We start from the raw sequence: 21,619 nt of genomic DNA, 5'->3' as shown, positions 1-21,619 counted from the left end.
CCAAGCGCCAACCAAGGTTGGCGACTACCGGATCAATGGCCCTGCGATGCCCGCTCCTGGTAGGTGCCGACCGTTGGTCGGCACAATCTGTCGGCAGCGATGAGTTCTGCAGGGCGTGTCGACCAACGGTCGGCACCCACCGGATCAATGGCGGTCAGCTGGTGGCGCGCAACGGCGCCATCTTCCACAACAACGCGCGGAACGGGGCCAGCAGGCAGACACCGATCGCCAGCTTCACTGCCAGGTCGCCGGCGGCCCAGCTCACCCACGGCAAGGTGGAACCGGTAAACGCGATCGACCAGAAAAGGGTGGTATCCACCGTCGCGCTGCAGGTGGTGGCCACCATCGGTGCGCGCCACCAGCTGCCGCGGCGCAGGCGGTCGAACACGGTGATGTCCAGCAGCTGGGCCACGATGAACGCCGAGCACGAGGCAATGGCGATGCGCGGGGTGGCCACCCAGATCGACAGCAGCACCGCCACCGCGAAACCGATCCACGCCACGCGGCGCGCCGGGCCCGGGCCGAAGCGGCGGTTGATCAGGTTGCTGACCAGGAACGCGACCGGATAGCTGAAGGCGCCCCAGGTCAGCCAGTCGTTGATCGGGTACTGCACCAGCACGTTGGACAGCAGCACCACTGCACCCATGGCCAGTACCGCCAGCACCAGGGCGCGCGGGGTCAGCGGGGCAAACAGAGGGGCAGGACGCACGGACATGGCGAGCCAAGGGGACAAAGGGGATCGCCCATTATCCGCCCGGCCTGCGGCAAAGCCAAAACCGGTCGTTCAGCTTTACAGCGCTTCACTCATCACATCACCGGCGGCATAGGCCGTCGGCACATAGGCCAGGGTCTGGCCCTGCGCGCTCTTCACGTTCCAGCCGGCACCGGCCTCGGTGGGGTCGAAATGCACCCGTTGCCCGACCACGAAGGCTGCAGTCGGGTTCTCGCCCGGCGGCTGCACCGGCCAGCGCAGGGTGGCGGTGTGGTCGGCCTTGTCCGGTACCTGCAACTGCACCTGGCGTTCGCCCGTGGGCGTGGTCTCCACCTTCTTCACTTCCATCGGCGGCAGCGGCACCGCCTTGGTGCGGGTCGCCCTGGCATTGCGTTCGCTGGCCTTGAACGGCGCCTTGGACAGTTCGGACAGGCCCATCGAGGCCGCCATCGGCAGCGACAGCACCACGAACGAGGTCACGATCACGCTGGCCTCGCTGCTGTTCAACTGCGGCGCGGCGCCGGCATGGACGGTGGGCACCAGCAGCGCTGAGAGCAGCAATGCAGTGGTGGGAACGCGCAGGCAACGGAACATGGAGACCTCCTGGTCAGCGTGGGGCGGCAGCTCAGCGCCGGGTATCGAAGATGTCGCGCGGGCCGGTAGCCTCGGGCAGGTATTCCAGCGCACGGCCCTGGTTGTCCTTCAACTGCCAGCCCTGGTCATTGCCCGTCGGCTCGAAGTTCACGGTCTGGCCCACGGTGAACTGCACGGCCGGGTCGCCAACGCCGCGCGGGTACTGCATCGACGCGGTGTTCTGCGGATCGTTGGCATCGCGCAGCAGCACTTCGCGGCGGCCGTCGACGGTAGTGGCAATCGCGCTCACCTCCATCTGCGGCAGCTTGATCTGCTGCGGGCGGGCCAGCGGCTGGCCGGCATCGGCGGCATCCTGGGCTTCCTTCGCCGCGGCGGCGCGGGCCGAGGCCACCATCTGCGTGGACATTTCCAGGCTCGGTCCCTGCGGGCCCGGGTCATGGATGATCACGATGCGGCGTTCGGCATGGGCGGCCGATGACCAGGCCAGCGCGGTGACGATCAGCATCGATACCAGGGAGTTGTGCAGCAGACGCATGTCGTTCTCCTTGCGGGATTCAGGGCGAGGCGGCGGTGGCACCGGCCACCGGCACATGGGGGATCACCAGTTCCTGCTGCAGCTGGCTGCGCTGGTGCAGGAAGTCGAACACCGATTCCACCGTCACCACCGAATAGTTGCCGGAGATGCGTTCGCCGGCCGGATGGTCGGTGGTGGTGGCGTTGGCCACGAACAGGCGCGCACCCACGCGCTTGCCGAGGCCGATGTGCAGCACGCTGGGCTGGTACTTCTGCTGGCGCAGCCACTGCTGTGCCTGTTCGCGCTTGACGATGGCCGGCGCGCCTTCGGCCTGCGCCATCGCCGCCGCCAGCACCTCCAGCACCCACTGGTTGGAGTTCTGATAGTCGGTGGCGAACGGGTAGGCGACCACGTTGTACTTGGTTTCGTGCAGCGCCTTGGGCTGGATCGAGGGCGGCACCAGCATCGCGCGCAGTGCGGCACGCAAGGGGGCCGACGGCACGCCGATGCGCAGGTCGGTATGGCCGCCGCTCTCGCCGACGAAGTTGCCGAGGCCCTCGTGGTACAGCTGCGAGCTGTCGGTCTTGCAGCGGTTGAGCAGGTGCATCGCGCGCCAGCGGCCGTCGTCCTCGCGCAGCAGGAAGGCCAGGTGGCTGTGGCGCAATCCATAGCGGCTCAGGTCCTGGCCACCGCGCGCGGCGACCACCACGTCCACATCGGGCAGCGCGTCCAGGCGTTCGGCGGTGGTCCAGGCCACGTCCAGCATCGCCGCCTGCGATGCCACACTGGGGTAGCGCTCGCGGCAGGCGGTGCTGTTGGCCCAGGCCGGTGCGGTCGCCAGCAGGCTGGCGATCAGCAGCGCGGCGCGGGGCAGGCGGGAAAAACGATCCATGTCGGTACCTTCAACGGCGGGCAGGCCCGCGCGCCGATCATACGCTGCTCAGCGCAGCGGGCGATCCACGCCCTTGCGCCGCGCAATCGGGTAGTGCCGGCCGCTGGCCGGCAACGGCAGGGTTTGGCAATGCGTGCAGCGTTGGCGGCCAGCGGCCGGCACTACCGTGATGTCAGGTACAGCGTTGCCGGCCAGCGGCCGGCACTACCGTGATGCCAGGCGCTGTTTCACTTCCGCCGCCACCCGCGCGGTTTCGCGCAGCGGCTCGATGCGGTCGTACTGCCAGTCCAGCCAGTGCGCCTGCAACCGCCCGCGTTCGCGCAGCTGCTGCTGGAAGCGCGCCAGGCGGCCCTGCGCTGTGTCGGCCAGCGCCACCATCACCGGCATGCGCGTGGCGCACGCCTCCGAGAGCAGGTTCACCGAATCGGGCGAGACCACCACGCGGTTGGCCCAGCCGAGCAGGCCGCCATAGGGATTGGTGCCGTCGCCACCATCGCCCCAGATCACGTGCGGCAGGTCGGCGAACTTCGCGCGCAGGATCTCGGCCAAGGCCGGCGGCGTGCGTCGCGAGGTGGTCGCCAGCAGGCTGCCGCCTTCGCTGCGGATCTGGTCGGCCAGCGCCTGGAATACACCGACCATCGCCGTCTCATCCCACGGTGCCAGTGGCGTCGGCCCACCGACCAGCAGTGCGGTGCGCGGGCCGGGCAGGGTGCTGAAGCCGGCGAACGCAGCGCGGCCCCAGGCCAGCCAGTCATCGTCCACCGGGTTGAGGCTGCCGAGCAGGGTCAGCACGTTGCTGCCGCGCAGGGCGTCGTGTTCGGGCACCACCACCACATCCCAGTGGCGCGCGCCGATGCGCGGGTCGAGGATCTGCACCACCTGGCTGCCGCGTGCGCGCAGCACGCGCAGGGCGCCAGCGGCCTGGCGGCCACAGCCGATCGCCAACGCCGGGGCGTCGGCAGCCAGCGTCGCGAAGGCCTCGCCGTAGCCGTTCACATCGCCGGGCAGGCGCCGCGGCGCCAGCCAGCGCCAGGGCGCGCGCGGTTGCAGCAGCAGCGGTCGGTGGGTGCCCTGGCGCAATGCCGAGGCCAGCGCGACCGCCTGGCGGACATTGCCCGCGCGGCCGTCAGTGACCGTCCAGGGCGCGCTCGATCGTTTCACCATTGGCATTAATTCGTTTCAGTCCTGCTGGGTGTTGCAACAGTCGCGACACTCTACACTGCGGCTCGTCGATTCGCCCCGCGCCGCCCGCGGGCACTGACTTCCTTTCGCCGCCCTGGAGATCCACCGATGTCCCACGCGCTCGACGCCGCCGCCCTCGATCAGCTGTTCCGCACGGCCCGCACCCAGAACGCCTTCCTCGACAAGCCGGTCCCCGAGAGCCTGCTGAAGGAACTGTACGACCTGGTGAAGTGGGGTCCCACCGCGGCCAACACCACGCCGGCCCGCTTCGTCTTCGTCACCTCGAAGGAAGCCAAGGACAAGCTGGCCCCGGCGCTGTCCGAAGGCAACCTGGCCAAGACCATGGCGGCGCCGGTCACCGTCATCATCGGTTTCGACCTGGACTTCCACGAGAAGCTGCCGTACCTGTTCCCGCACACCGATGCCAAGGCCTGGTTCGACGGCCCGCAGGAAGGCCGCCATGAAGCCGCCATCCGCAACGGCAGCCTGCAGGGCGCCTACCTGATCCTGGCCGCGCGCGCGCTGGGCCTGGATGCCGGCCCGATGTCCGGCTTCGACCCGGCCAAGGTCGACGAAGCCTTCTTCGCCGGCACCTCCATCAAGTCGAATTTCCTGGTCAACCTGGGTTACGGTGATCCGGCGGGCCTGTTCCCGCGCCTGCCGCGCCTGTCGTTCGACGAAGCGGCGCGCATCGCGTAAGTCGCTGTATCGGTTTCGGGCCCGCCGTCGTGCGGCGGGCTCTTGCTGCACCGTGTACCCACCCTACGATCCGGAGAGTTCCTCAGATGAGCGCCACCCGTAAACTGCTGCTGCCGCTGGCCCTGACCCTGGCCATCGCCGCCTGCTCCAAGCCGGCCGACACCGCTGCCCCGGCCGCCGATGCCGCCGCCCCGGCCACCACCGAGCAGGCCGCCACCCCGGCCGCCGATGCCGCCGCTGCTGCGCCGGCTGCCGAAGCGATCAAGATCGCCTCGGGCACCTACAAGCTGGACCCGAGCCACACCGACGTGCTGGCGCAGTGGAGCCACTTCGGCTTCTCCAACCCGAGCGCGCACTTCGGCAACGTCGAAGGCACCCTGGTGTACAACGCCGAAGACGTGACCAAGTCCACCGTGGAAGTGAAGCTGCCGCTGAGCGGCCTGAACAGCTTCACCGCCAAGTTCGACGAGCACCTGAAGAGCGCCGACTTCTTCGACGCCGCCAAGTTCGCCGATGCCACCTTCAAGAGCACCAAGGTGGAAGCGGCCGGCACCAACAAGCTGACTGTTACCGGCGACCTGACCATCAAGGGCATCACCAAGCCGGTCACCCTGGACGTCACCGTCAACGGCGGCGGCGAGCACCCGATGGCCAAGGTTCCGGCCGCCGGCTTCGATGCCACCACCACCCTGAAGCGCAGCGATTTCGGCGTCGGCGCGTATGCTCCGAATGTCAGCGATGAAGTGAAGATCCGCATCACCACCGAAGCCACCGGCGAAAAGCCGGCCGCTTGATGCACCCCGCTCACTCGTCGTGAGAAGGCAGAAGGCCCGCTGAAAAGCGGGCCTTCTTTTTGGGTGCGGGGGAACGCGCGTTGGTAGATGCCAACCTTGGTTGGCACATGGGCACTCCGCAGGCCAACCAAGGTTGGCCACTACCGGGTACGCGCCCTCAGCGCAACGCGCCCAGCCACGCCCCACATGCTTCGCTCGGGCTCTGCTTGGCCTTCACCGCCAGCCCGCTCACCCGCACGAACGTCTGCGCGGCCTGCGCCACCACCTGGCGTGCGATCAGCGCCGCCTGCTTGGTCGCGGCCTGCTGCTTGCGCAGCTGCACGATGTGCACCGACGGCCGGCCCACCGGCGCGTACTTCTGGTCGCGGCGCAATACATCGGCCACCTGGGCCACTTCGAATTCGGCCTGCAGGTAGCGGTGCTGTGCCGCCACCAGCTCGCGCAGCGGCGCGCGCAGTACGGCGGTGTCGGCGAACGCGGCCAGCGCCGCATCGCAGGCGGCGTCATCGGCAAAGCGGGTACGCAGCGCATCCACGCTGGCCAAGGTCAGTTTGGCCATGTGGGCCTCGTTGCTGCAGGAAAGGAGCGCGATTGTCGCATTGCCTGGCGGCTGATGCGTTGAACCGGGTGTCGGAATCCGTGTAGAGCCGAGCCCACGCTCGGCTCATCGCGCGCAGCGCGAGGGTTTTCCGATGGCGGAGCGGAGAGCAGCCGAGCGTGGGCTCGGCTCTACAATGGCTGTTGTATCACCCACGGAAGGAAGACCCATGCAGGACGCGCAGTACTGGTTGAACGAATTCTGGTCGGGCCTGAGCGTGCTCGATCTGCTGGGCGGCAGCGTGCTCGGCACGTTGCTTGGCCTGGTGCTGGGCATCCTCGGCTGGCGCTGGCTGCACCGCCGGGGTTGGTTGCAGCGGCGCAAGCGCTGGCATCACTGGCTGCTGGCCAGCTACGTGGTGCTGCTGCCGCTGGCCACGGCCATCTTCGGGCTGCAGCTGGGCTTCACCGCCGGTGCGCACCGCGCGCTGTTCAAGCAGCTCGATCATTTCCAGCCGCACCTGCAGACCCTGGTGGAAGGCTGGAGCGAAGGCTTCACCGACTCGCTGGACGACCCGCGCATGCGCGAGGCGTTGCGCAGCCAGGGCACGGTGGGCGATGTGGCCGACACCATTGCCTCTGCCTACCTCAGCGAACATCCGTTGCCCGGCCTTGATCGTCTTGGCAATGGCCCGTTGGCACGCGGCACCGGCTGGGTGATCGGCAAGGTGCGCGAAGGCCTGCTGCGCGGCATGGTGGAAGACACGCTGGTGGACAAGGCCGGCACGGTCGGGCTGGAACCCAAGGTGGTGCGTGAGGCGCTGACCATGCATGTGGATGAGCTGCTGCACACCCGTGGCGTGCTGCGGCTGGTGAAGGCGCAGATCAACGGCATGATGCCCGGCGTGTACTTCGGGCTGCTGCTGCCGCTGCTGGTCATCGCGCTGCTGGTTGCGCTGGAGATCTGGGCCGCGAAGCGGTTCGGGTGGGTGCGGGAGGGGGTCGTGCCGCCGGTCGCGGTCCCTCCTGTAGAGCCGAGCCCATGCTCGGCTCATCGCGGGTAGCGCGATGGGTCCATCGGTGGCCGAGCGGAGAGCAGCCGAGCGTGGGCTCGGCTCTACACAGTCAAGGGCGTGCGGACCAACGGTCCGCACCCGCCAGGCAGGTTCTGGTGCATGGGGTCAGATCCCTTTTCCACAGGAAAAGGGATCTGACCCCGAGCCGGTCAATCGCCGTCGGTTTCGTCCGGGTGGGCCTTCCAGTAGCCGGTCGAGCGGATCCAGTCGCGCGGCACGCCCAGGTGGCCTTCGATGAACTTGCGCATCATCCGCGCGCGGCGCGATTCGGTGGCGATCCAATAGAAGACATCGCCGTCAGGTGCCTCGAAGTCGGTCAGCATGTCTTCCAGCAGCGTGCTGCCGGCCGCCGGGAAGCCGTTGCGCTCCAGCCAGTGGATGCGCACGTTCTCGTACTGCGGCAGGTCCTGGCGTTCGGCCTCGTCGCGCACTTCGATGAAGGCCTGCACCTCGGCAGCGTCCGGCAGCACGTCCAGCCAGCGGGCGATGGCCGGCAGCGCGGTTTCATCGCCGATCAGCACGTAGGCATCGTAGGTGTCGGCCACCACGAACGAGCCGCGCGGGCCGCCGATCACCAGCGTATCGCCCGGCTGCGCGCGCTCGGCCCACGGCCCGGCGACGCCCTGGTCGTGCAGCACGAAGTCGATGGCCAGCTCGCCGGCTTCATGGTCCCACGCGCGCGGGGTGTAGTCGCGCGACGGCGAGGGCGCCTTGCCGTCCGGGTAGCTGCGGCCTTCGGCGGTCAGCACCGGCAGCACCATCTCGCCGCTGCTGTTGGGGAAGAACAGCTTTATGTGGTCGTCGGCACCGGGCGAATCGAAGCCGGCCAGATCGTCGCCACCCAGCACCACGCGGCGCATGTGCGGGGTGACTTCTTCGGTGCGCAGCACGGTCAGTTCACGGAAGCGCACATCCAGGCGCAGGCGCGTGTTGTTGTGTTCGGTCATGGGGATACCTGTAAAGGTGTCGCGCGGGGGCGCGCGGCGTAGGGGAGGACCTGGCTGGATTCAGTCTGGCTGGGTCGTTGAAAACGGTGGGCTCTCGCTACCGGCGGTACCGTTGAGCAGGGCCGAGGCCCGCGTCAGCAGCGCCGCCACTTCTTCCGCCTCGCCCTCGGCCCAACGGCCGTGGTGATGCACCAGCGCCCGCTTGAACTCGCGCAGGGCAGTGGCCAGCGGCGGCGGCAGCGAGGCCTTGGTGATCTCGCGGGCACGGTCGAAGGCTCGACGTTGCGCCAGACGCACCTGGGTGCGCTGCACCTTCAGCTCGAACTCGCCGGCAGCGGTGATGCGGAAGATCCGCTTCCCATCCACTTCCTCGGCCTCGATCCAGCCGGCCTGCTCGAAGCTGGCCAGCAGCGGGTACATGGTGCCGGCGCTGGGCGTATAGGCCTGCATGAACTGGTTGCTGATCAGCTGCATCAGCTCGTAGCCATGGCGCGGCTGCTCGCCGATCAGGGCCAGCACCAGCAGGCGCAGGTCGCCGCGGCTCAGCACGCGCGGCTGGCCGTTGCGGCGCGGCACATCCGGATCGGTGGAACGGGCTCTGGGAGAGGGGCTTCGGCTCATTTCGATATATCGTTAAACGAGTGTGCAAACGATATATCGATATATCGAAGCCGGCAATCATCGATCCGGCCACAAGCAGGTCCGTTTTGGGCCACGGGCGGCCGCGTGCACAGCAAAAGGGGCGCCCCTTGCAGGGCGCCCCGGCGAACCGTGGAAGGGAGCAGGGCCGCCAGGCCCCTCACTCGCAGCCCACGCTGGACCCGATGCCGGCACCGATCCAGAGGCAGGTGCGACATGTTGTCGCCGGTTCAGTACCGTTGCCCGAACCGCCCCTGCAGCGGTGCCGGAGTTGCCCTACAACCGTCATCGGCAGCGGTAACACTGCGTCCTGCACATGGGCGCAGCGGCCCGCAAGCGACAGCCCACGCAGCCGCCAAGGCCTGCCGCAGGGCCATCAGCGGGCCCGGCAAGCCCCTTGCGGACACTGGCCGGTTGCATCCATACGCCTGCGTAGCCAAGTGACGAAAGCCCTTGGTGCGCTACACTTTGCGGTCTAGAAATCTATACAACAGTCGCGCGCGTGCGTGCGGTTATGGGAGCGCTAATGAACTGGTTGAACGAGGTGCTGAACAACGACCCGAATCCTGTGGAAACCCAGGAGTGGATCGAGTCGTTGAAGGCCGTTATTGATGTCGAGGGCTCCGAGCGCGCGCATCAGCTGCTGGAAGGCATGGTGGAACTGACCCGTCGTTCGGGCGCCTACCTGCCGTTCTCTCCCACCACCGAATACGTCAACACCATCGAACCGCAGTTCGAGGCCAAGAGCCCGGGCAACGCCGAGCTGGAATGGCGCATCCGTTCGATCATCCGCTGGAACGCGATGGCCACCGTGGTGCGCGCCAACCGCAAGCCGGGTGACCTGGGCGGCCACATCGCCTCGTTCGCCTCCGGCGCCACCCTGTACGACGTGGGCTTCAACCACTTCTGGCGCGCCCCGAGCGAGAACCACCCGGGCGACCTGCTGTTCATCCAGGGCCACAGCGCCCCGGGCATCTACGCGCGTTCCTTCCTGGAAGGCCGCATCAGCGAAGAGCAGCTGGACAAGTTCCGCATGGAAGTGGACGGCGGTGGCCTGTCCTCGTACCCGCACCCGTGGCTGATGCCGGACTACTGGCAGACCCCGACCGTGTCGATGGGCCTGGGCCCGCTGGCCGCCATCTACCAGGCGCAGTTCATGCGCTACCTGGAAAACCGTGGCCTGATCGAGAAGTCCGACCGCAAGGTGTGGTGCTTCATCGGCGACGGCGAGAGCGACGAGCCGGAAACCCTGGGTGCCATCGCCCTGGCCGGCCGTGAAGGCCTGGACAACCTGATCTTCGTGGTGAACTGCAACCTGCAGCGCCTGGACGGCCCGGTGCGCGGCAACGGCAAGATCATCCAGGAACTGGAAGGCGTGTTCCGTGGCGGCGGCTGGAACGTGATCAAGCTGCTGTGGGGCGGCTACTGGGATGCCCTGCTGGCCAAGGACACCAACGGCGTCCTGAAGAAGCTGATGATGGAAACCGTCGACGGCGAATACCAGAACTGCAAGGCCTTCGGCGGCGCGTATACCCGCGAGCATTTCTTCGGCAAGTACCCGGAAACCGCTGCGATGGTCGCCGGTCTTTCCGACGACGACATCTGGCGCCTGAACCGTGGTGGCCACGACCCGCACAAGGTGTACGCCGCCTACCACCAGGCCGTGAACACCAAGGGCATGCCGACCGTCATCCTGGCCAAGACCGTGAAGGGTTACGGCATGGGCAGCGCCGGTGAGGCACTGAACCCGACCCACCAGACCAAGAAGCTGGACGACGAAGCGGTGCGCCACTTCCGCGACCGCTTCAACATTCCGGTGACCGACGCGCAGCTGGCCGACGGCCAGGTGCCGTTCTACCACCCGGGCGCGGATTCGCCGGAAGTGCAGTACCTGCAGGAACGCCGTGCCGCGCTGGGCGGTTACCTGCCGCAGCGCCGCCGCAAGGCCGACAAGACCTTCGTGGCGCCGAAGCTGGAAGCGTACGAACGCCTGCTGAAGAGCAGCGGCGAGCGCAGCTACTCCACCACCATGGCGTTCGTGCAGAGCCTGAACATCACCCTGCGCGACAAGGAACTGGGCCCGCACATCGTGCCGATCGTGGCCGACGAAGCCCGTACCTTCGGTATGGAAGGCCTGTTCCGCCAGATCGGCATCTACGCGCCGTTCGGCCAGAAGTACAAGCCGGTCGACGCCGACCAGCTGATGTTCTACCGCGAAGACCAGAGCGGGCAGGTGCTGCAGCAGGGCATCAGCGAGCCGGGTGCGATCAGCTCGTGGATGGCCGCCGGTACCAGCTACTCGGTCAGCAACGTGCCGATGCTGCCGTTCTACATCTACTACTCGATGTTCGGCTTCCAGCGCGTGGGCGACATCGCCTGGCAGGCTGCCGACATGCGTACCCGCGGCTTCCTGCTGGGTGGCACCGCCGGCCGCACCACGCTGAACGGTGAAGGCCTGCAGCACGAAGATGGCTTCAGCCATCTGGTGGCCGGTGGCATCCCGAACGTGCGCAGCTACGACCCGACCTTCGGCTTCGAAGTGACGGTGATCCTGCAGCACGGCACCAAGCGCATGATGGAAGACCAGGTGGACGAGTATTACTACGTCACCCTGATGAACGAGAACTACACCCACCCGGAAATGCCGGAAGGTGCGGCCGAAGGCATCGTCAAGGGCATGTACCTGCTGACCGACGCCGGCAAGCCGAAGAAGGGCGAGCTGCGCGTGCAGCTGCTGGGCTCGGGCACCATCCTGCGCGAAGCCATTGCCGCGGCCGAGCTGCTGGACAAGGACTTCGGCGTGACCGCCGATATCTGGAGCTGCCCGAGCTTCAACGAACTGCGTCGCGATGGTTTCGACGTGGAACGTGCCAACCGCCTGCATCCGGAAGGTGAGCAGCGCAAGGCCTACGTGACCGAGCTGCTGGAAGGCCGCCAGGGCCCGGCGATTGCCGCCACCGACTACGTGCGTGCGTATGCGGACCAGATCCGCGCGTTCGTGCCGATGAGCTACACGGTGCTGGGTACGGATGGGTTTGGTCGCTCGGATACGCGTGCGAACCTGCGCCGGTTCTTTGAGGTTGACCGGTACTACATCGCCCATGCCGCGATTGCGGCGCTGGCGAAGGAAGGGAAGATGACCGCGAAGGATGTGGCCCGGGCGATCAAGCAGTACAAGATTGATCCGGAGAAGGCTAATCCTGTTGGGGTTTGATTCGAATTCTTGAGGACATTAGTGAATGGCGACCCTAGGTCGCCATTCTTTTAGTTGATAGTGCGATACGTACTTCTGCTTCGAGTGTGCTGTCAGGCGCTGAATAATAAGAGGAAATGGAATTATGGAAGAGCGCAAGTCCACTGCTAGTCCGTTGTTTATTCGGCGCATTGTCGTTGAGGGGCTTCATGGGCAAATGGATGTCGATATGACGCTGGGCCCAGGTCTGAATGTCATCTATGGCAAGAATGGTCGTGGCAAGACGACAATGCTGCACCTTCTGGCTAATCTTCTTGAGCTCGATTTCAACAGATTTAGATACATCAAGTTTCAGCGAATCTGCGTTTGGACGTCTGCAGATGACAAGGTCGAAATTGAAAGGGATGAGGATAGTTCGGCGATCAGAGTATCTGTTAACGGGGCTTTGACCGGATCTTCTATAGACGCGCTATCGCCGCTAGAGCTGACTTCTCTCAGAACTGTTCTCGGCGGCCGCGCGACATATCTTCCGGCTTTCCGCTCGGTTCTGGAGCGAACAAGGCGAGATGGATATGGTGTTGGCAGGTACAGTGAAGCACGATCTGAAGAATTGGAATCGCTTCAGAAATTGGAATTCATAGCCTTGAGGGAGGGTTCCAGAGAAAATCTGTCCCCCCGGCAGGTGCACGAGGAAGCACTCTCCTCGGTAGAAAAAACACTTGTTTGCCGCCAGTGGTTTGGCGAATTTGTTCCTGTTATTCGCTACCCAAGTATTTCAGATGTCGAGACTTCCTTAACTGAAGAGTGGCGCCGCGCGCAGTACGAAATAACTGCCAAAGAGCAGCGAATGTTCGAGGAAACATTCGTAAAGGTATTTAGAGTTAGTGCTGGGCTAGAAAGCACTGAATCCAAGGATTCCAATGAAGGTATTCTTCAGGAGATATCCGATCTTCTTGAGGCTCAGGAATTGGCTTCGGGTGTCGAGAATTCCAAAGAAATAAATCAGGACCTTCTGCGGTCCGCACGTCAGCTTGGCTCGTCACCTCAACCCTCTGGGGTCAATAGATATCTTCTTGATATTTATAGGAAGGCATTGTTGGAGCGAGAGGGGACTCGAAGAAATGCGCTTCGCAAAACGCGAGAGTTCGAGAATTCAGTTAACAAATTCTTGGATGGAAAACAGCTGAAGATTGGCAGGAACATTGAGGAAAAGCGGCCGACGAAAAGACTTGTTTCAATTTCGACCGGGGCAGGTCATTCATATGGAATGAATGCGCTCTCCTCGGGTGAGAGGCAAATTATAACGATGCTGTACTGCGCGAGCCGTACCAAGTTCACGTCTGGAATGTTCCTGATTGACGAGCCGGAGCTTTCGCTCCATATCGATTGGCAGCGCATAATTCTCAACGAGTTGACCCGCCAAGCACCGGATCGACAAATTGTCGTGTGCACTCACTCGCCTGAAGTTGGGGCTGAGCATTTGTTCGATGTTCAAGATTTTGAGCCTAATGCTTCTGCGCGAAAGCAGCCTTCACTTTTTGACGATGTTCAGCCTGATGACGTGGATGAGGCATAAGAAATGGGATCGAAATACAGCATAAATGGATTTATTAATGCAGCCCTGCGGAGGAGTGGCAAGACGCTCCTTGTAGAAGGGATATCCGACCGGAATGTTATTCTTAGGCTGCATGCTGAAAGGGATTGTGACGCAGTATTTACGGTTGATCAGGCCGGCATTCTTGAGGGTGAATGCTGTGCTGGAATGGGTAATAAAGAAAAAGTGAAGGAAGTGGTAAGAGTGGCGCAGCAGCTCGCGAATAATTTGCCGAGGATCAATGATGTGCTCGCGGTGCTGAAAGATCGGGAATGGGATGGATTGCCCCCGGGTGAGTTCCGACTTTCTAATGCTTGGGTCGCGCCTGTCCAGGGAGCCAGAGAATTCTCCACGCAAGGTCATTCTATTGAGAACTACAATTTTCGACGGGATCATGTCGTCGCCTATTTGAAGATGGCGTTTAGTGGGTCACTGAAGAATGGATTCTTCTCATTAATTAATGATGAATTTAAAAAAATCCTTGTAGTCTCCTCGTGTCTTTCGCTTGCACTGCAGGAGGAGGGGGTTTTATCAAGGGTAGGGGGGTTATTGAGGCACGAGCACTTTGAGCCCAATTCAGATCGTGTTGTGATCGCCACTTCCTTGATTTCTTCACTTGAAAGTCGAGGATGTGCCGAACCTCGAGCGAAAATGATCGTCGATCGTATAAATGGGCTTGTTGAGAATCATGAGGATTCCCTCAGCACAAATATCTCAATTCAATGGCTTCCTCATGGTCACGCGGGAGAGGAGTGTATCTGGGCGTGTATAGGTGCATACGCTCGCCTTTCGGGGGTTGATAGTGTGGTCTGTAACAGCATTGTGAGTTTTGGGCGGGATGAGCGGCAACGTTATATGGCAACTTTGTTGGCTAAAACAGTGCCTGAGGATATTTTCCCCCTGCCTGAGATAGTGGAATGGCTTGCGGCTTAGGTTTTGCCACACACGCTCCGTGTTTGCCAAGTTTCACACTTTGAGTCTGCAACGCTGTTCCTGCATCATTGCAGGCTCAATTGCCTCTTCCCATTGATTTTCCTCAACAATCATTTGGCTACATGTGTGCGTGAACGCTCATCTTTATCGGTGAACCTGCAATCGCTCAGCCACCTGCGCAGTCAACGCCACACACGCCATCTTCAACCCCTCCATCACCCGATCCCCCAGGTACTCCTCGGGCGCACCATTCTGCCTAGTCCGCTCCGCAGCCAGCATCAGCTCCGCCACCACACGCAGCCCCGCCAACGCGCAATCCGCATCCGCCAACTGAAGACATCGCCCAGGCAGTTGATGCCGTTCCGGCCAAGGCTGGCCATCCGCAGCCGCACCAGATCCGATACGGCGCAGCGTGGCGACGAAGGCGTTGGGATCGACGGACGGTTCGCGCTCGGGTTCGGCGTTGTCCGGATCGTATTGCGCGTGCAGGGAACGGAAGTCCGATGTGTTCATGGCAATGCTCCGTACAGGACAGATAGCAACGCCACCGATAGAGGCGGCGGACGGTGCGTGGTTCGAAAGCCGGACAGTAACCAAGCCGGTGGGTCCGAAGACCCCCACGCACCGCCCGCCATGGAACGCGAACGGATTGCCAGCCGGCGCCACCCCAAAGGTGACGCCGGCTGACAAGCGCAAAACACAAGGTTACTGAGCGGGCTTTCGAACCCCGCGCCACCCTTTCCCGGTGGCATGCCAAGGTGTACTCGCATGGTTGCGAGATGCCAAGAAACCGTAGACCTCAGAGGCCGTAAATGCTGACGCTTACGGCATTGTTGCATGGCGCAGGCGTGGCAGAACCCTTGCGGTGCCGCGGTTTCGGCCGGTGTTAAGTTACCGCCCGAATGCGCATTGAAAAGCACGGTTTGCAGAGGGTCGGGGTCTCAAAAGCGACAGTCCGCCCGCAGGTCTGAGATCCGAAGCGTGCTGATTGCGACACAGCTTAACTTTCCGACGCCACGCCCGGCCGTGGCCACAGCGCATCGTCGCGCTCCAGGTCGTAGTCGCTGCCGAACGCCAGCGCCGCTTCGCGTGCCGGCAGGTCTGCGTAACAGCCCAGCAGGTACTCATCCATGCCTGCGTCGCCATGATCGATGGCGAACAAGTAGAGAAGCTCCTTGTCGAAAGCTTCCAGCCATGCAGGGTCGATCTTGGTCATGGTCATCCTCCCGAAGCAGGGGAGGATGATCTGGGGAGGTCTCAGGGGCTGCGACCTCTGGCCCCGAGGGAGGCCGCCTCAGCCTGCGCGATCAGCCCATGCGCATGGCGTGGCTTTGCTGTTCCTGCGCACGTGCATCCAGCGCCTGCTGCTCATCTTGGCGGGCGAGCTCGCGCTGATCGCCCACCACAGTCAGTTGCTGCAGCGACTCAGCCACCGGCGTTTGTGCAGCCACGGCAGTGGGCATTCCTGCACGCAGGTGGGCAGGGTCAGATAGCTCGCCTTGTACAACAAAGATGGTGTGCCCCGCCGGCTGATTGGCCGTGGCGTTGCTCAGCACCACATGGTCCACCTGTTCCAGACCCTGCTCGCGTGCCCTCACTGTCAGGCTGGCGGCGAGGTTCTCACTGGTCGCGTCGAAGGGGCGGCCGTGCTTCTCGTCCAGTGCAGCGACGCCCTGGCGGATCTGCTGATGGAGCGCGTAGTCCGGGCTGCCTGGCGCTATCGCTGCGATGCGGCGTCCTTCCGTATGGAGAGGCTCGGGTTCCTGCGTAGATACCACGCGTGGGCTCTTGGCGATCTCTCTGTAGGGATCTTCAGGATGAAACTGCTTCGCCTTGGTCTCGCGTTCCAAGCGAACTTCGCGGGTCTCGTTCAACGCGGAAATCTCGGCGGGATCGGTCTCTTTGGTTGTTCTATCCAGCGGGGGAACGCCCACTGTGTGGTTCCAGCTGCCGTCCTTGGGGTCGTAGCTGTGGTAGTCGAACTTGGTACCAATCACGTTCGGATCGACGGCGTCGCGCTGCAGGAGCGCTGCGCCCTCGAACTTGCTCAGCTCAACGAAGTAGAAATGCCCAGCGGGCTGCGGCATATCCAGGTGCACGCTGACTGCCGTCCTGCCGGCACGGAATGCGCCGGCAGCGCTGTTGTCGAGCATGTTCTGCCATACCTTTTCGGCTGCCTGCTCGCCGCGTTTGTGCTCCGTGGACACCAGCAGCAAGCGCGGCGTCCAGCAGTTCACATTGAGGTTGTTAGCTTCGAAGGAAACATCGTGGGACTTGAGCGTGCTCGTATAGGGCAGGTTGAGAGCAAGATCGGGCCTGCCGGCCTCCACCCAACTTCTGCGCTCCGCCAGGTCGTTTCTGATCAGATCCTGGCCGAAGGTTTCCTGCCTGCGTTCGGTGAACGCTACGTTCTTCTCGTTGCCGAACAGCGTGGCCTGTTGCTCGGCAACGGCGGTTGCAAAGCTGTTGGCCACCCGGCCGGGGAGGCTGTCGTTGCGCACAACACCCAACGCCAGCAGTCCATAGCCATCATTGTCGGGAAGCTGCGCGAGATAGTTCCAATACAGCTCGCGATTTCCCTCCTTCGCGTAGGAGGACAGGACACGAATATCCTTATCGGTAAGTCCGCTCATGATTCATCCTTGAGATGCGGTTTACGGCTGAACGCGATAGCGGCTCAGAAGATCACGCACGCTGGTTTCCAGACGCTGCCAGTCGCTCAGCATTACGCGTGCATAGTTCATCTCGATGGCGATGCTGTCGCCCACATCCACGATGGAATGGCGGCACATTGCGATCTGGCCTTCTCCGACGCGTTCAAGTGTCTTTCCCTGAGCTACAAGTCCGTCAGGAATGCGATCTGCCGGGTCGCAGCTGATGAACGTTGTCAGTTGCCCCTCCGCCGAGCGGGCCACATACCAGTCTGGCTCCATCCCCGGGTTGTGCACGTAAGGCCTGCCCAGCGCAGCCTCTGACTCCTTCGCATAGGCTTCCATCAACGATGGGTCGATCGAATAGGGCGTCAGGCCCCATCGCTCGGGTTGTGCAACGCGTAGCGCAAGATTCTCTACCGGGTCTCTTCGCTCCAGCGACCCCGGCGCGCTGGTGGCCTCACTGCTGGACCGACGTGCCAGATAGTTCTGGATGGGAACGCGATCGATGTACCTAAGCTCGACCAGTACCTGCCGCCGGCTGTCCTGCGTGCTGCGCACCGGGCGATCACCAGGAGGCGCTGCATCGAAATCAGGCCAGAACACAGTGAGCATGACGCCCCCATCGGCCAAGGGGCCCGTCTGGTTGTAGTAGAGGTTGGCCGGGAACATGAAGCGGTGCGGGCCAAGCCGAGCTTCCACCGGCTGCATTGTGTAGGTCTGTCCGCCCACCGTACGTGGGCTGGTTGCGGTTTCGGACATGGGGGTTCCGTTCGGGTCCTTTTCCGTGGATGGGGCCTTCGCGCAGGCGGTGGTGCTGAGCACGGCCACCAGGGCGAAGGAGGCAAGCCGGCAAGCCGGTGCTCTGCTCATGGGCGATTCCCTTGCATGATCGAAACGACTATAGAACGGTGGGATGGCAAGCTCCAGTCGCAGCCGGGACCGCGGCCACCGCGGGGTCATTACTGCATGCTGGCTCACATATTCAGCAAGTCGCGATCGGCGTCCTCTCTTCCTCCACCTGCCCGCCATCCCACCTATGCCATCATCCGCTCAGGACCGCAGTACCCAACAAGGCTGAGCAGGCATGGAGCAGGCAACACGCTACACCGCAACCCTTTATCTGGCCGCCCCCGGCACCCCGCTGAAAAGTGGAGGCGTCTCGCCGCGCGGCCATATGTACTTCCAAGTGGCCGCGGGCGACGAGGCCCACAGTTACGGCTTCGCACCGCCGCGCCAGGCGCCGGGCGAAACCCCCACCGGCGTGCAGTACGCGCAGGTGCGCCACGACGATGCCGATGAGCATCTGGACCCGTACTACAGCCGTACCCTGGAAATCACCGAAGAGCACTACGGCTGCCTGCGTGACTTCGCCGAGGAACCGGCCGAGTTCGAATTCGACGTTGATCGCCCGGCCACCATCAATCGCTGCAGCGATTTCGTCTGGACGGCCCTGCACTACGCCGGCCTGCACCCGCTGCCGGCGCCGCTGGACGGCGGCAGCAACCTGGGCGAGTTCGCGGTGCTGTTCAACCTGCCGGAGATCCAGTGCATTGCCGCGCCGTTCCCGGGCAGCGACCTGAATGCCGAAACCCACCACGCGATGCCCGAGCGTGAGGCCGAGCATCATCGCCAGGGCGACCGTGCCAGCGATGAGCCGCCGCCGACGCCGATTGAAGTGGCCGGTACGCTGCTGGACCCTTCGCACCCCGACCATCGCCTGTTCTCGCAGCTGATCCAGAAGGTAGCGGAGCTGGACGCCGCGCACGGCCGCCCGTTCGATGCAGCCAGCCAGCGCATCAGCGCCAGCCTGCTGGTGCTGGCCAAGCAGAACAATCTCTCGCGCGTGGACCACGTGCTGCTCAGCCAACCGACCCAGAACAGCCACGCCGCCGAGAGCATCTTCATCGTGCAGGGCGACCGCAACGACCCAGGGCACAGCCGCGCCAGCATCGCCACCGAGGTGGCGGCCAAGACCGATGTGGCCGATTCGCTACGGTTGAAGGAGCAGTAGCGGCGGATTTTCCAAGGCTAGCGGAAGTCGTACCCACTCCGCGGAGAGGTGTCGCGCCAGCAGCAGTGGGCATTCTGTCAGGTCCTGTCGGCTTTGCCTCTTGCAAATCGAAGCTTCTGGATCGCCAATTGATTGAGTCTATGGTTATGCCGCCACTAGAATTCCCCCGTCTATGGGACGGGATGGGTCATGGCTGCACAGCAGGAAGTGTTCAATTCGGATGGGCTGGTCATTGGCAAGACCTACAGCCGCAAGGAGATGGCTCATGCGGGTGGTGTAAAACCCCCTACTGAATCCCGTGATCCACGCTGGACGAGCGGCGTAGTTTCCTTCAGTAACGCCACCTTGCTGCTTGTAACCCTGGAAAAGGGGGATGGCGGCTACGATGATTCCTTTGAGGGTGAGCAATTCCACTGGCAGAGCCAGTACCGCCAGAGCCAAACATCTAAGCGCATCGTTGCCCTGAAGAAGGGCGCCGTGAAGGCACTTCTATTCGTTCGCATCTATGCAAAACGGGGGCGGGACGCCCAGCCGTTCTACTACTGTGGTGAGGTCGTACTTCGATCCATGGAGAAGAACAATCCCGTTGATTGCGTCTTCGATGTTAAGGAAGCTCTGCAGGGTAGAAGTGAGGCGCTCGACGAGATTCTTCGTTGGCGCCCCATTCGTCCTGGGGACACGCTCGGTGCGGAGTTGTTTAGTGCGCAAGAGGCGGCAGAGCAAGAGGCGCAGGCTGCGGATGACGCAGATCGTCGAAACAAGACGTTGCGGGCCATCTACGTGCGCCGGGGGCAGCGAGCGTTCCGCCGAAGGCTACTGAAAAGCTACGACAAGACGTGTGCCGTAACGGGGTGCAAGATTGAGGCACTTCTGGAGGCGGCGCATATCAGCCCGTATCTTGGTGACCACACAAATTCCGTTAACAACGGATTGCTGCTCCGTGCTGACATTCACACGCTCTTTGACCTTGGACTGCTTTGGGTCGCGGAAGGCTTCATCATTCAAGTCGCGAAGTCCGCGCGGGGCGGTCCTTACGCCGACTTGCATGGCAAGCCGTTGAGACTACCAAATGCCGCAAACGATCGGCCTAGCTCGGAAAGGCTTAAGCAGCATGCGAAGGTGGCAGCTGAGCGCAGGAAGAAGTATCGAGACGCGCACTGAGTCTGGTTTTATAGGGGAGCGCTGAACTGAAGGGCGACCAAGGTCGAACGTCTACCACGCCCGCGCCGGCGCACGCCACGCCCCCACCTGCTACCATTCCCTTGCAACCCCAGCCAGCCCACCCGCGCAGACAGATGCAGGTCGGGCCGTCGCAGTACGGCCCAGCGAGCCAGGACACCTTCCCGTGCCCATTCAAGGACGCTCGCATGTTCCGTACTCCTCTCTTCCGTTCGGCCGCCCTGGCCCTTGCTGTATCGCTCAGCCTCGGCGTGCCTTCGGCGTTCGCCGATAACGCGCCCGCCGCCAGCGCCACCACCGCCGTACAGCGCCAGGCCGTGGCCAAGGGACTGTACGAGCTGGCCTACAGCCCGAAGCAGAACGCCGTGTTCGTGGCCTCCTCCGGCGGTTTCGGCGATGACGCCGGCCCGGCCCAGGTGCTGCGCCTGAATCCGGCCACGCTGGCCGTGGAAACCCGCATCCCGCTGGAGCGCAAGGCGTTCGGTGTGGTGCTGGATGACGCCCACAACCGCCTGTACGTGGGCAACACCGTGGACCTGTCGGTGACCGTAGTCGACACTGCGCAGAACAAGGCCGTCGGCACCATCCAGCTGATGGAGAAGAAGACCGGCAAGGACGGCAAGGCTGCCTACACCCACGACCTGCGCGAGCTGGTGGTCGACAGCGCGGCCAACCGCCTGTACGTGACCGGCCACAGCAGCCAGCCGGACGTGGGCAGCGTGCTGTTCGTGATCGATACGAACACGCTGAAGGTGATCAACACCATCGATGGCCTGGGCAATGCCAAGGCACCGGGCCTGGCGCTGGATGCGGCCAACAAGCGCGTCTACACCAGCAACCTGCTGGCCGACCTGGTGGTGGTGGGCACCGATTCGAACAAGGTGGTGGCGCAGCACAAGATCGCCGCCGAGCAGCCGATGAACATCGCGCTGGACCCGGCCGGCAAGCGCCTGTTCGTGACCGACCAGGGCTCGGAATTCCTGCGTGGCTACCAGGCCAAGAGCAGCGGCCTGGTCAGCAAGCATCCGGGCCAGCGCGTGCTGGTGCTGGACCGCAGTACCGGCAGGGAACTGGCCAGCATCCCGACCGATGCCGGCCCGCTGGGCATCCTGCTGGATGCACCGCGCAAGCGCCTGTACGTGACCAACCGCGAAGCCGGTACGGTGACCGCGTACAACAGTGACAGCTACCAGAAGGTGGCGACCTACAAGGTACCGACCCACCCGAACAGCCTGGCGCTGGATGCGAAGAACAACGTGCTGTTCGTGAGCATCAAGAACGGCGAGAAGGATGACAAGGGCGCTGACGAGAGCGTGGCGCGCATCCAGCTGTAAGGCGCTGACGCAAGGCCCCGCGCCGTAGCGCGTCGCATGAGGAAGGCAGTGTGCAGACCCTGCCTTTTTCTTTGCCTGGTTGCAGTGCCCAGCACCAGCCCGCTAGGGTTGAACCCCATGGCAGGGAGCCAAAGG

21 protein-coding genes are annotated in these 21,619 nt (G+C 63.6%); 9 read left to right on the top strand and 12 right to left on the bottom strand.

All coding sequences use genetic code 11. The features are described from left to right. Nucleotides 1-154: 154 nt before the first annotated feature. The 5 genes from AC5P6H_RS13315 to AC5P6H_RS13295 all read right to left on the bottom strand — a co-directional run bounded on the left by AC5P6H_RS13315 (nt 155) and on the right by AC5P6H_RS13295 (nt 3,876). Nucleotides 155-715, bottom strand: coding sequence for a queuosine precursor transporter (locus AC5P6H_RS13315; RefSeq protein WP_495202745.1), 561 nt, complete (start codon nt 713-715; stop codon nt 155-157). A gap of 75 nt (nt 716-790) precedes the next feature. Beyond that, nucleotides 791-1,306 (bottom strand): hypothetical protein, encoded by a 516-nt coding sequence (locus AC5P6H_RS13310; protein ID WP_014645728.1) that lies wholly within the window; start codon nt 1,304-1,306, stop codon nt 791-793. A 31-nt stretch (nt 1,307-1,337) separates the two neighbouring features. Next, nucleotides 1,338-1,841, bottom strand: a complete 504-nt coding sequence (locus AC5P6H_RS13305; RefSeq protein WP_014645729.1) for a hypothetical protein — start codon at nt 1,839-1,841, stop codon at nt 1,338-1,340. Between the two features lie 19 nt (nt 1,842-1,860). Beyond that, the gene (locus AC5P6H_RS13300) at nt 1,861-2,712 is read right to left on the bottom strand and encodes a DUF2145 domain-containing protein (protein WP_197602877.1); all 852 of its coding nucleotides are present in this window, start codon (nt 2,710-2,712) and stop codon (nt 1,861-1,863) included. Between the two features lie 204 nt (nt 2,713-2,916). Continuing rightward, on the bottom strand, nt 2,917-3,876 hold the full coding sequence (locus AC5P6H_RS13295; RefSeq protein ID WP_495202744.1) for a mitochondrial fission ELM1 family protein: 960 nt from the start codon (nt 3,874-3,876) through the stop codon (nt 2,917-2,919). 126 nt (nt 3,877-4,002) lie between these two features. On the opposite strand from AC5P6H_RS13295, the gene AC5P6H_RS13290 reads away from it, so the two are divergent. Both AC5P6H_RS13290 and AC5P6H_RS13285 read left to right on the top strand, forming a co-directional pair. Continuing rightward, entirely contained in the window at nt 4,003-4,593 is a 591-nt protein-coding gene (locus AC5P6H_RS13290) for a malonic semialdehyde reductase (protein WP_005415046.1), read from the top strand. Nucleotides 4,594-4,679: 86 nt separating this feature from the next. Next, on the top strand, nt 4,680-5,387 hold the full coding sequence (locus AC5P6H_RS13285) for a YceI family protein (protein ID WP_005415047.1): 708 nt from the start codon (nt 4,680-4,682) through the stop codon (nt 5,385-5,387). A 157-nt stretch (nt 5,388-5,544) separates the two neighbouring features. On the opposite strand, the gene AC5P6H_RS13280 is transcribed toward AC5P6H_RS13285, so the two are convergent. After that, nucleotides 5,545-5,946: a hypothetical protein gene (locus AC5P6H_RS13280; protein ID WP_075076856.1), complete on the bottom strand. Its 402-nt coding sequence runs from the start codon at nt 5,944-5,946 to the stop codon at nt 5,545-5,547. A gap of 208 nt (nt 5,947-6,154) precedes the next feature. On the opposite strand from AC5P6H_RS13280, the gene AC5P6H_RS13275 reads away from it, so the two are divergent. Continuing rightward, nucleotides 6,155-6,988, top strand: a complete 834-nt coding sequence (locus AC5P6H_RS13275) for a hypothetical protein (protein WP_495202743.1) — start codon at nt 6,155-6,157, stop codon at nt 6,986-6,988. A gap of 161 nt (nt 6,989-7,149) precedes the next feature. On the opposite strand, the gene AC5P6H_RS13270 is transcribed toward AC5P6H_RS13275, so the two are convergent. Together AC5P6H_RS13270 and AC5P6H_RS13265 are read right to left on the bottom strand one after the other, a co-directional pair. Beyond that, nucleotides 7,150-7,947, bottom strand: a complete 798-nt coding sequence (locus tag AC5P6H_RS13270) for a siderophore-interacting protein (protein WP_495202742.1) — start codon at nt 7,945-7,947, stop codon at nt 7,150-7,152. Nucleotides 7,948-8,007: 60 nt separating this feature from the next. After that, on the bottom strand, nt 8,008-8,568 hold the full coding sequence (locus AC5P6H_RS13265; RefSeq protein ID WP_495202741.1) for a PadR family transcriptional regulator: 561 nt from the start codon (nt 8,566-8,568) through the stop codon (nt 8,008-8,010). 544 nt (nt 8,569-9,112) lie between these two features. Between AC5P6H_RS13265 and aceE the strand changes: the two genes are divergently transcribed. The 3 genes from aceE (at nt 9,113) to AC5P6H_RS13250 (ending at nt 14,306) form a co-directional block, all read left to right on the top strand. Then, the gene (gene aceE, locus AC5P6H_RS13260) at nt 9,113-11,800 is read left to right on the top strand and encodes a pyruvate dehydrogenase (acetyl-transferring), homodimeric type (protein ID WP_053494867.1); all 2,688 of its coding nucleotides are present in this window, start codon (nt 9,113-9,115) and stop codon (nt 11,798-11,800) included. 124 nt (nt 11,801-11,924) lie between these two features. Next, nucleotides 11,925-13,355, top strand: a complete 1,431-nt coding sequence (locus tag AC5P6H_RS13255; protein WP_100449284.1) for an AAA family ATPase — start codon at nt 11,925-11,927, stop codon at nt 13,353-13,355. Between the two features lie 3 nt (nt 13,356-13,358). Continuing rightward, nucleotides 13,359-14,306, top strand: coding sequence for a hypothetical protein (locus tag AC5P6H_RS13250; RefSeq protein ID WP_146257714.1), 948 nt, complete (start codon nt 13,359-13,361; stop codon nt 14,304-14,306). Nucleotides 14,307-14,450: 144 nt separating this feature from the next. Here the strand turns inward: AC5P6H_RS13250 and AC5P6H_RS13245 are convergent, their stop codons facing one another. The 4 genes from AC5P6H_RS13245 to AC5P6H_RS13230 all read right to left on the bottom strand — a co-directional run bounded on the left by AC5P6H_RS13245 (nt 14,451) and on the right by AC5P6H_RS13230 (nt 17,830). Continuing rightward, nucleotides 14,451-14,819 carry a hypothetical protein gene (locus AC5P6H_RS13245; protein ID WP_100449285.1) on the bottom strand — a complete coding sequence of 123 codons (369 nt, stop codon included), beginning with the start codon at nt 14,817-14,819 and terminating at the stop codon, nt 14,451-14,453. A gap of 487 nt (nt 14,820-15,306) precedes the next feature. Next, nucleotides 15,307-15,522 (bottom strand): hypothetical protein, encoded by a 216-nt coding sequence (locus AC5P6H_RS13240; protein ID WP_181452930.1) that lies wholly within the window; start codon nt 15,520-15,522, stop codon nt 15,307-15,309. Between the two features lie 91 nt (nt 15,523-15,613). Then, nucleotides 15,614-16,939 (bottom strand): XVIPCD domain-containing protein, encoded by a 1,326-nt coding sequence (locus tag AC5P6H_RS13235; protein WP_111144197.1) that lies wholly within the window; start codon nt 16,937-16,939, stop codon nt 15,614-15,616. 21 nt (nt 16,940-16,960) lie between these two features. Next, the gene (locus tag AC5P6H_RS13230) at nt 16,961-17,830 is read right to left on the bottom strand and encodes a hypothetical protein (RefSeq protein ID WP_088435684.1); all 870 of its coding nucleotides are present in this window, start codon (nt 17,828-17,830) and stop codon (nt 16,961-16,963) included. 214 nt (nt 17,831-18,044) lie between these two features. On the opposite strand from AC5P6H_RS13230, the gene AC5P6H_RS13225 reads away from it, so the two are divergent. From AC5P6H_RS13225 to AC5P6H_RS13215, 3 genes are all read left to right on the top strand, one after another. Next, nucleotides 18,045-18,971 carry an XVIPCD domain-containing protein gene (locus AC5P6H_RS13225; protein WP_495202740.1) on the top strand — a complete coding sequence of 309 codons (927 nt, stop codon included), beginning with the start codon at nt 18,045-18,047 and terminating at the stop codon, nt 18,969-18,971. Between the two features lie 189 nt (nt 18,972-19,160). Beyond that, complete coding sequence (locus AC5P6H_RS13220) at nt 19,161-20,132, top strand: DUF3427 domain-containing protein (protein WP_164111039.1); 972 nt, start codon at nt 19,161-19,163, stop codon at nt 20,130-20,132. 206 nt (nt 20,133-20,338) lie between these two features. Continuing rightward, the gene (locus AC5P6H_RS13215) at nt 20,339-21,484 is read left to right on the top strand and encodes a YncE family protein (RefSeq protein ID WP_495202739.1); all 1,146 of its coding nucleotides are present in this window, start codon (nt 20,339-20,341) and stop codon (nt 21,482-21,484) included. Nucleotides 21,485-21,619 lie beyond the last annotated feature (135 nt).

The sequence above is a fragment of the Stenotrophomonas sp. YJH_SMC_110 genome, assembly GCF_059369255.1.
This window is presented reverse-complemented; position numbering and strand designations above follow the sequence as displayed.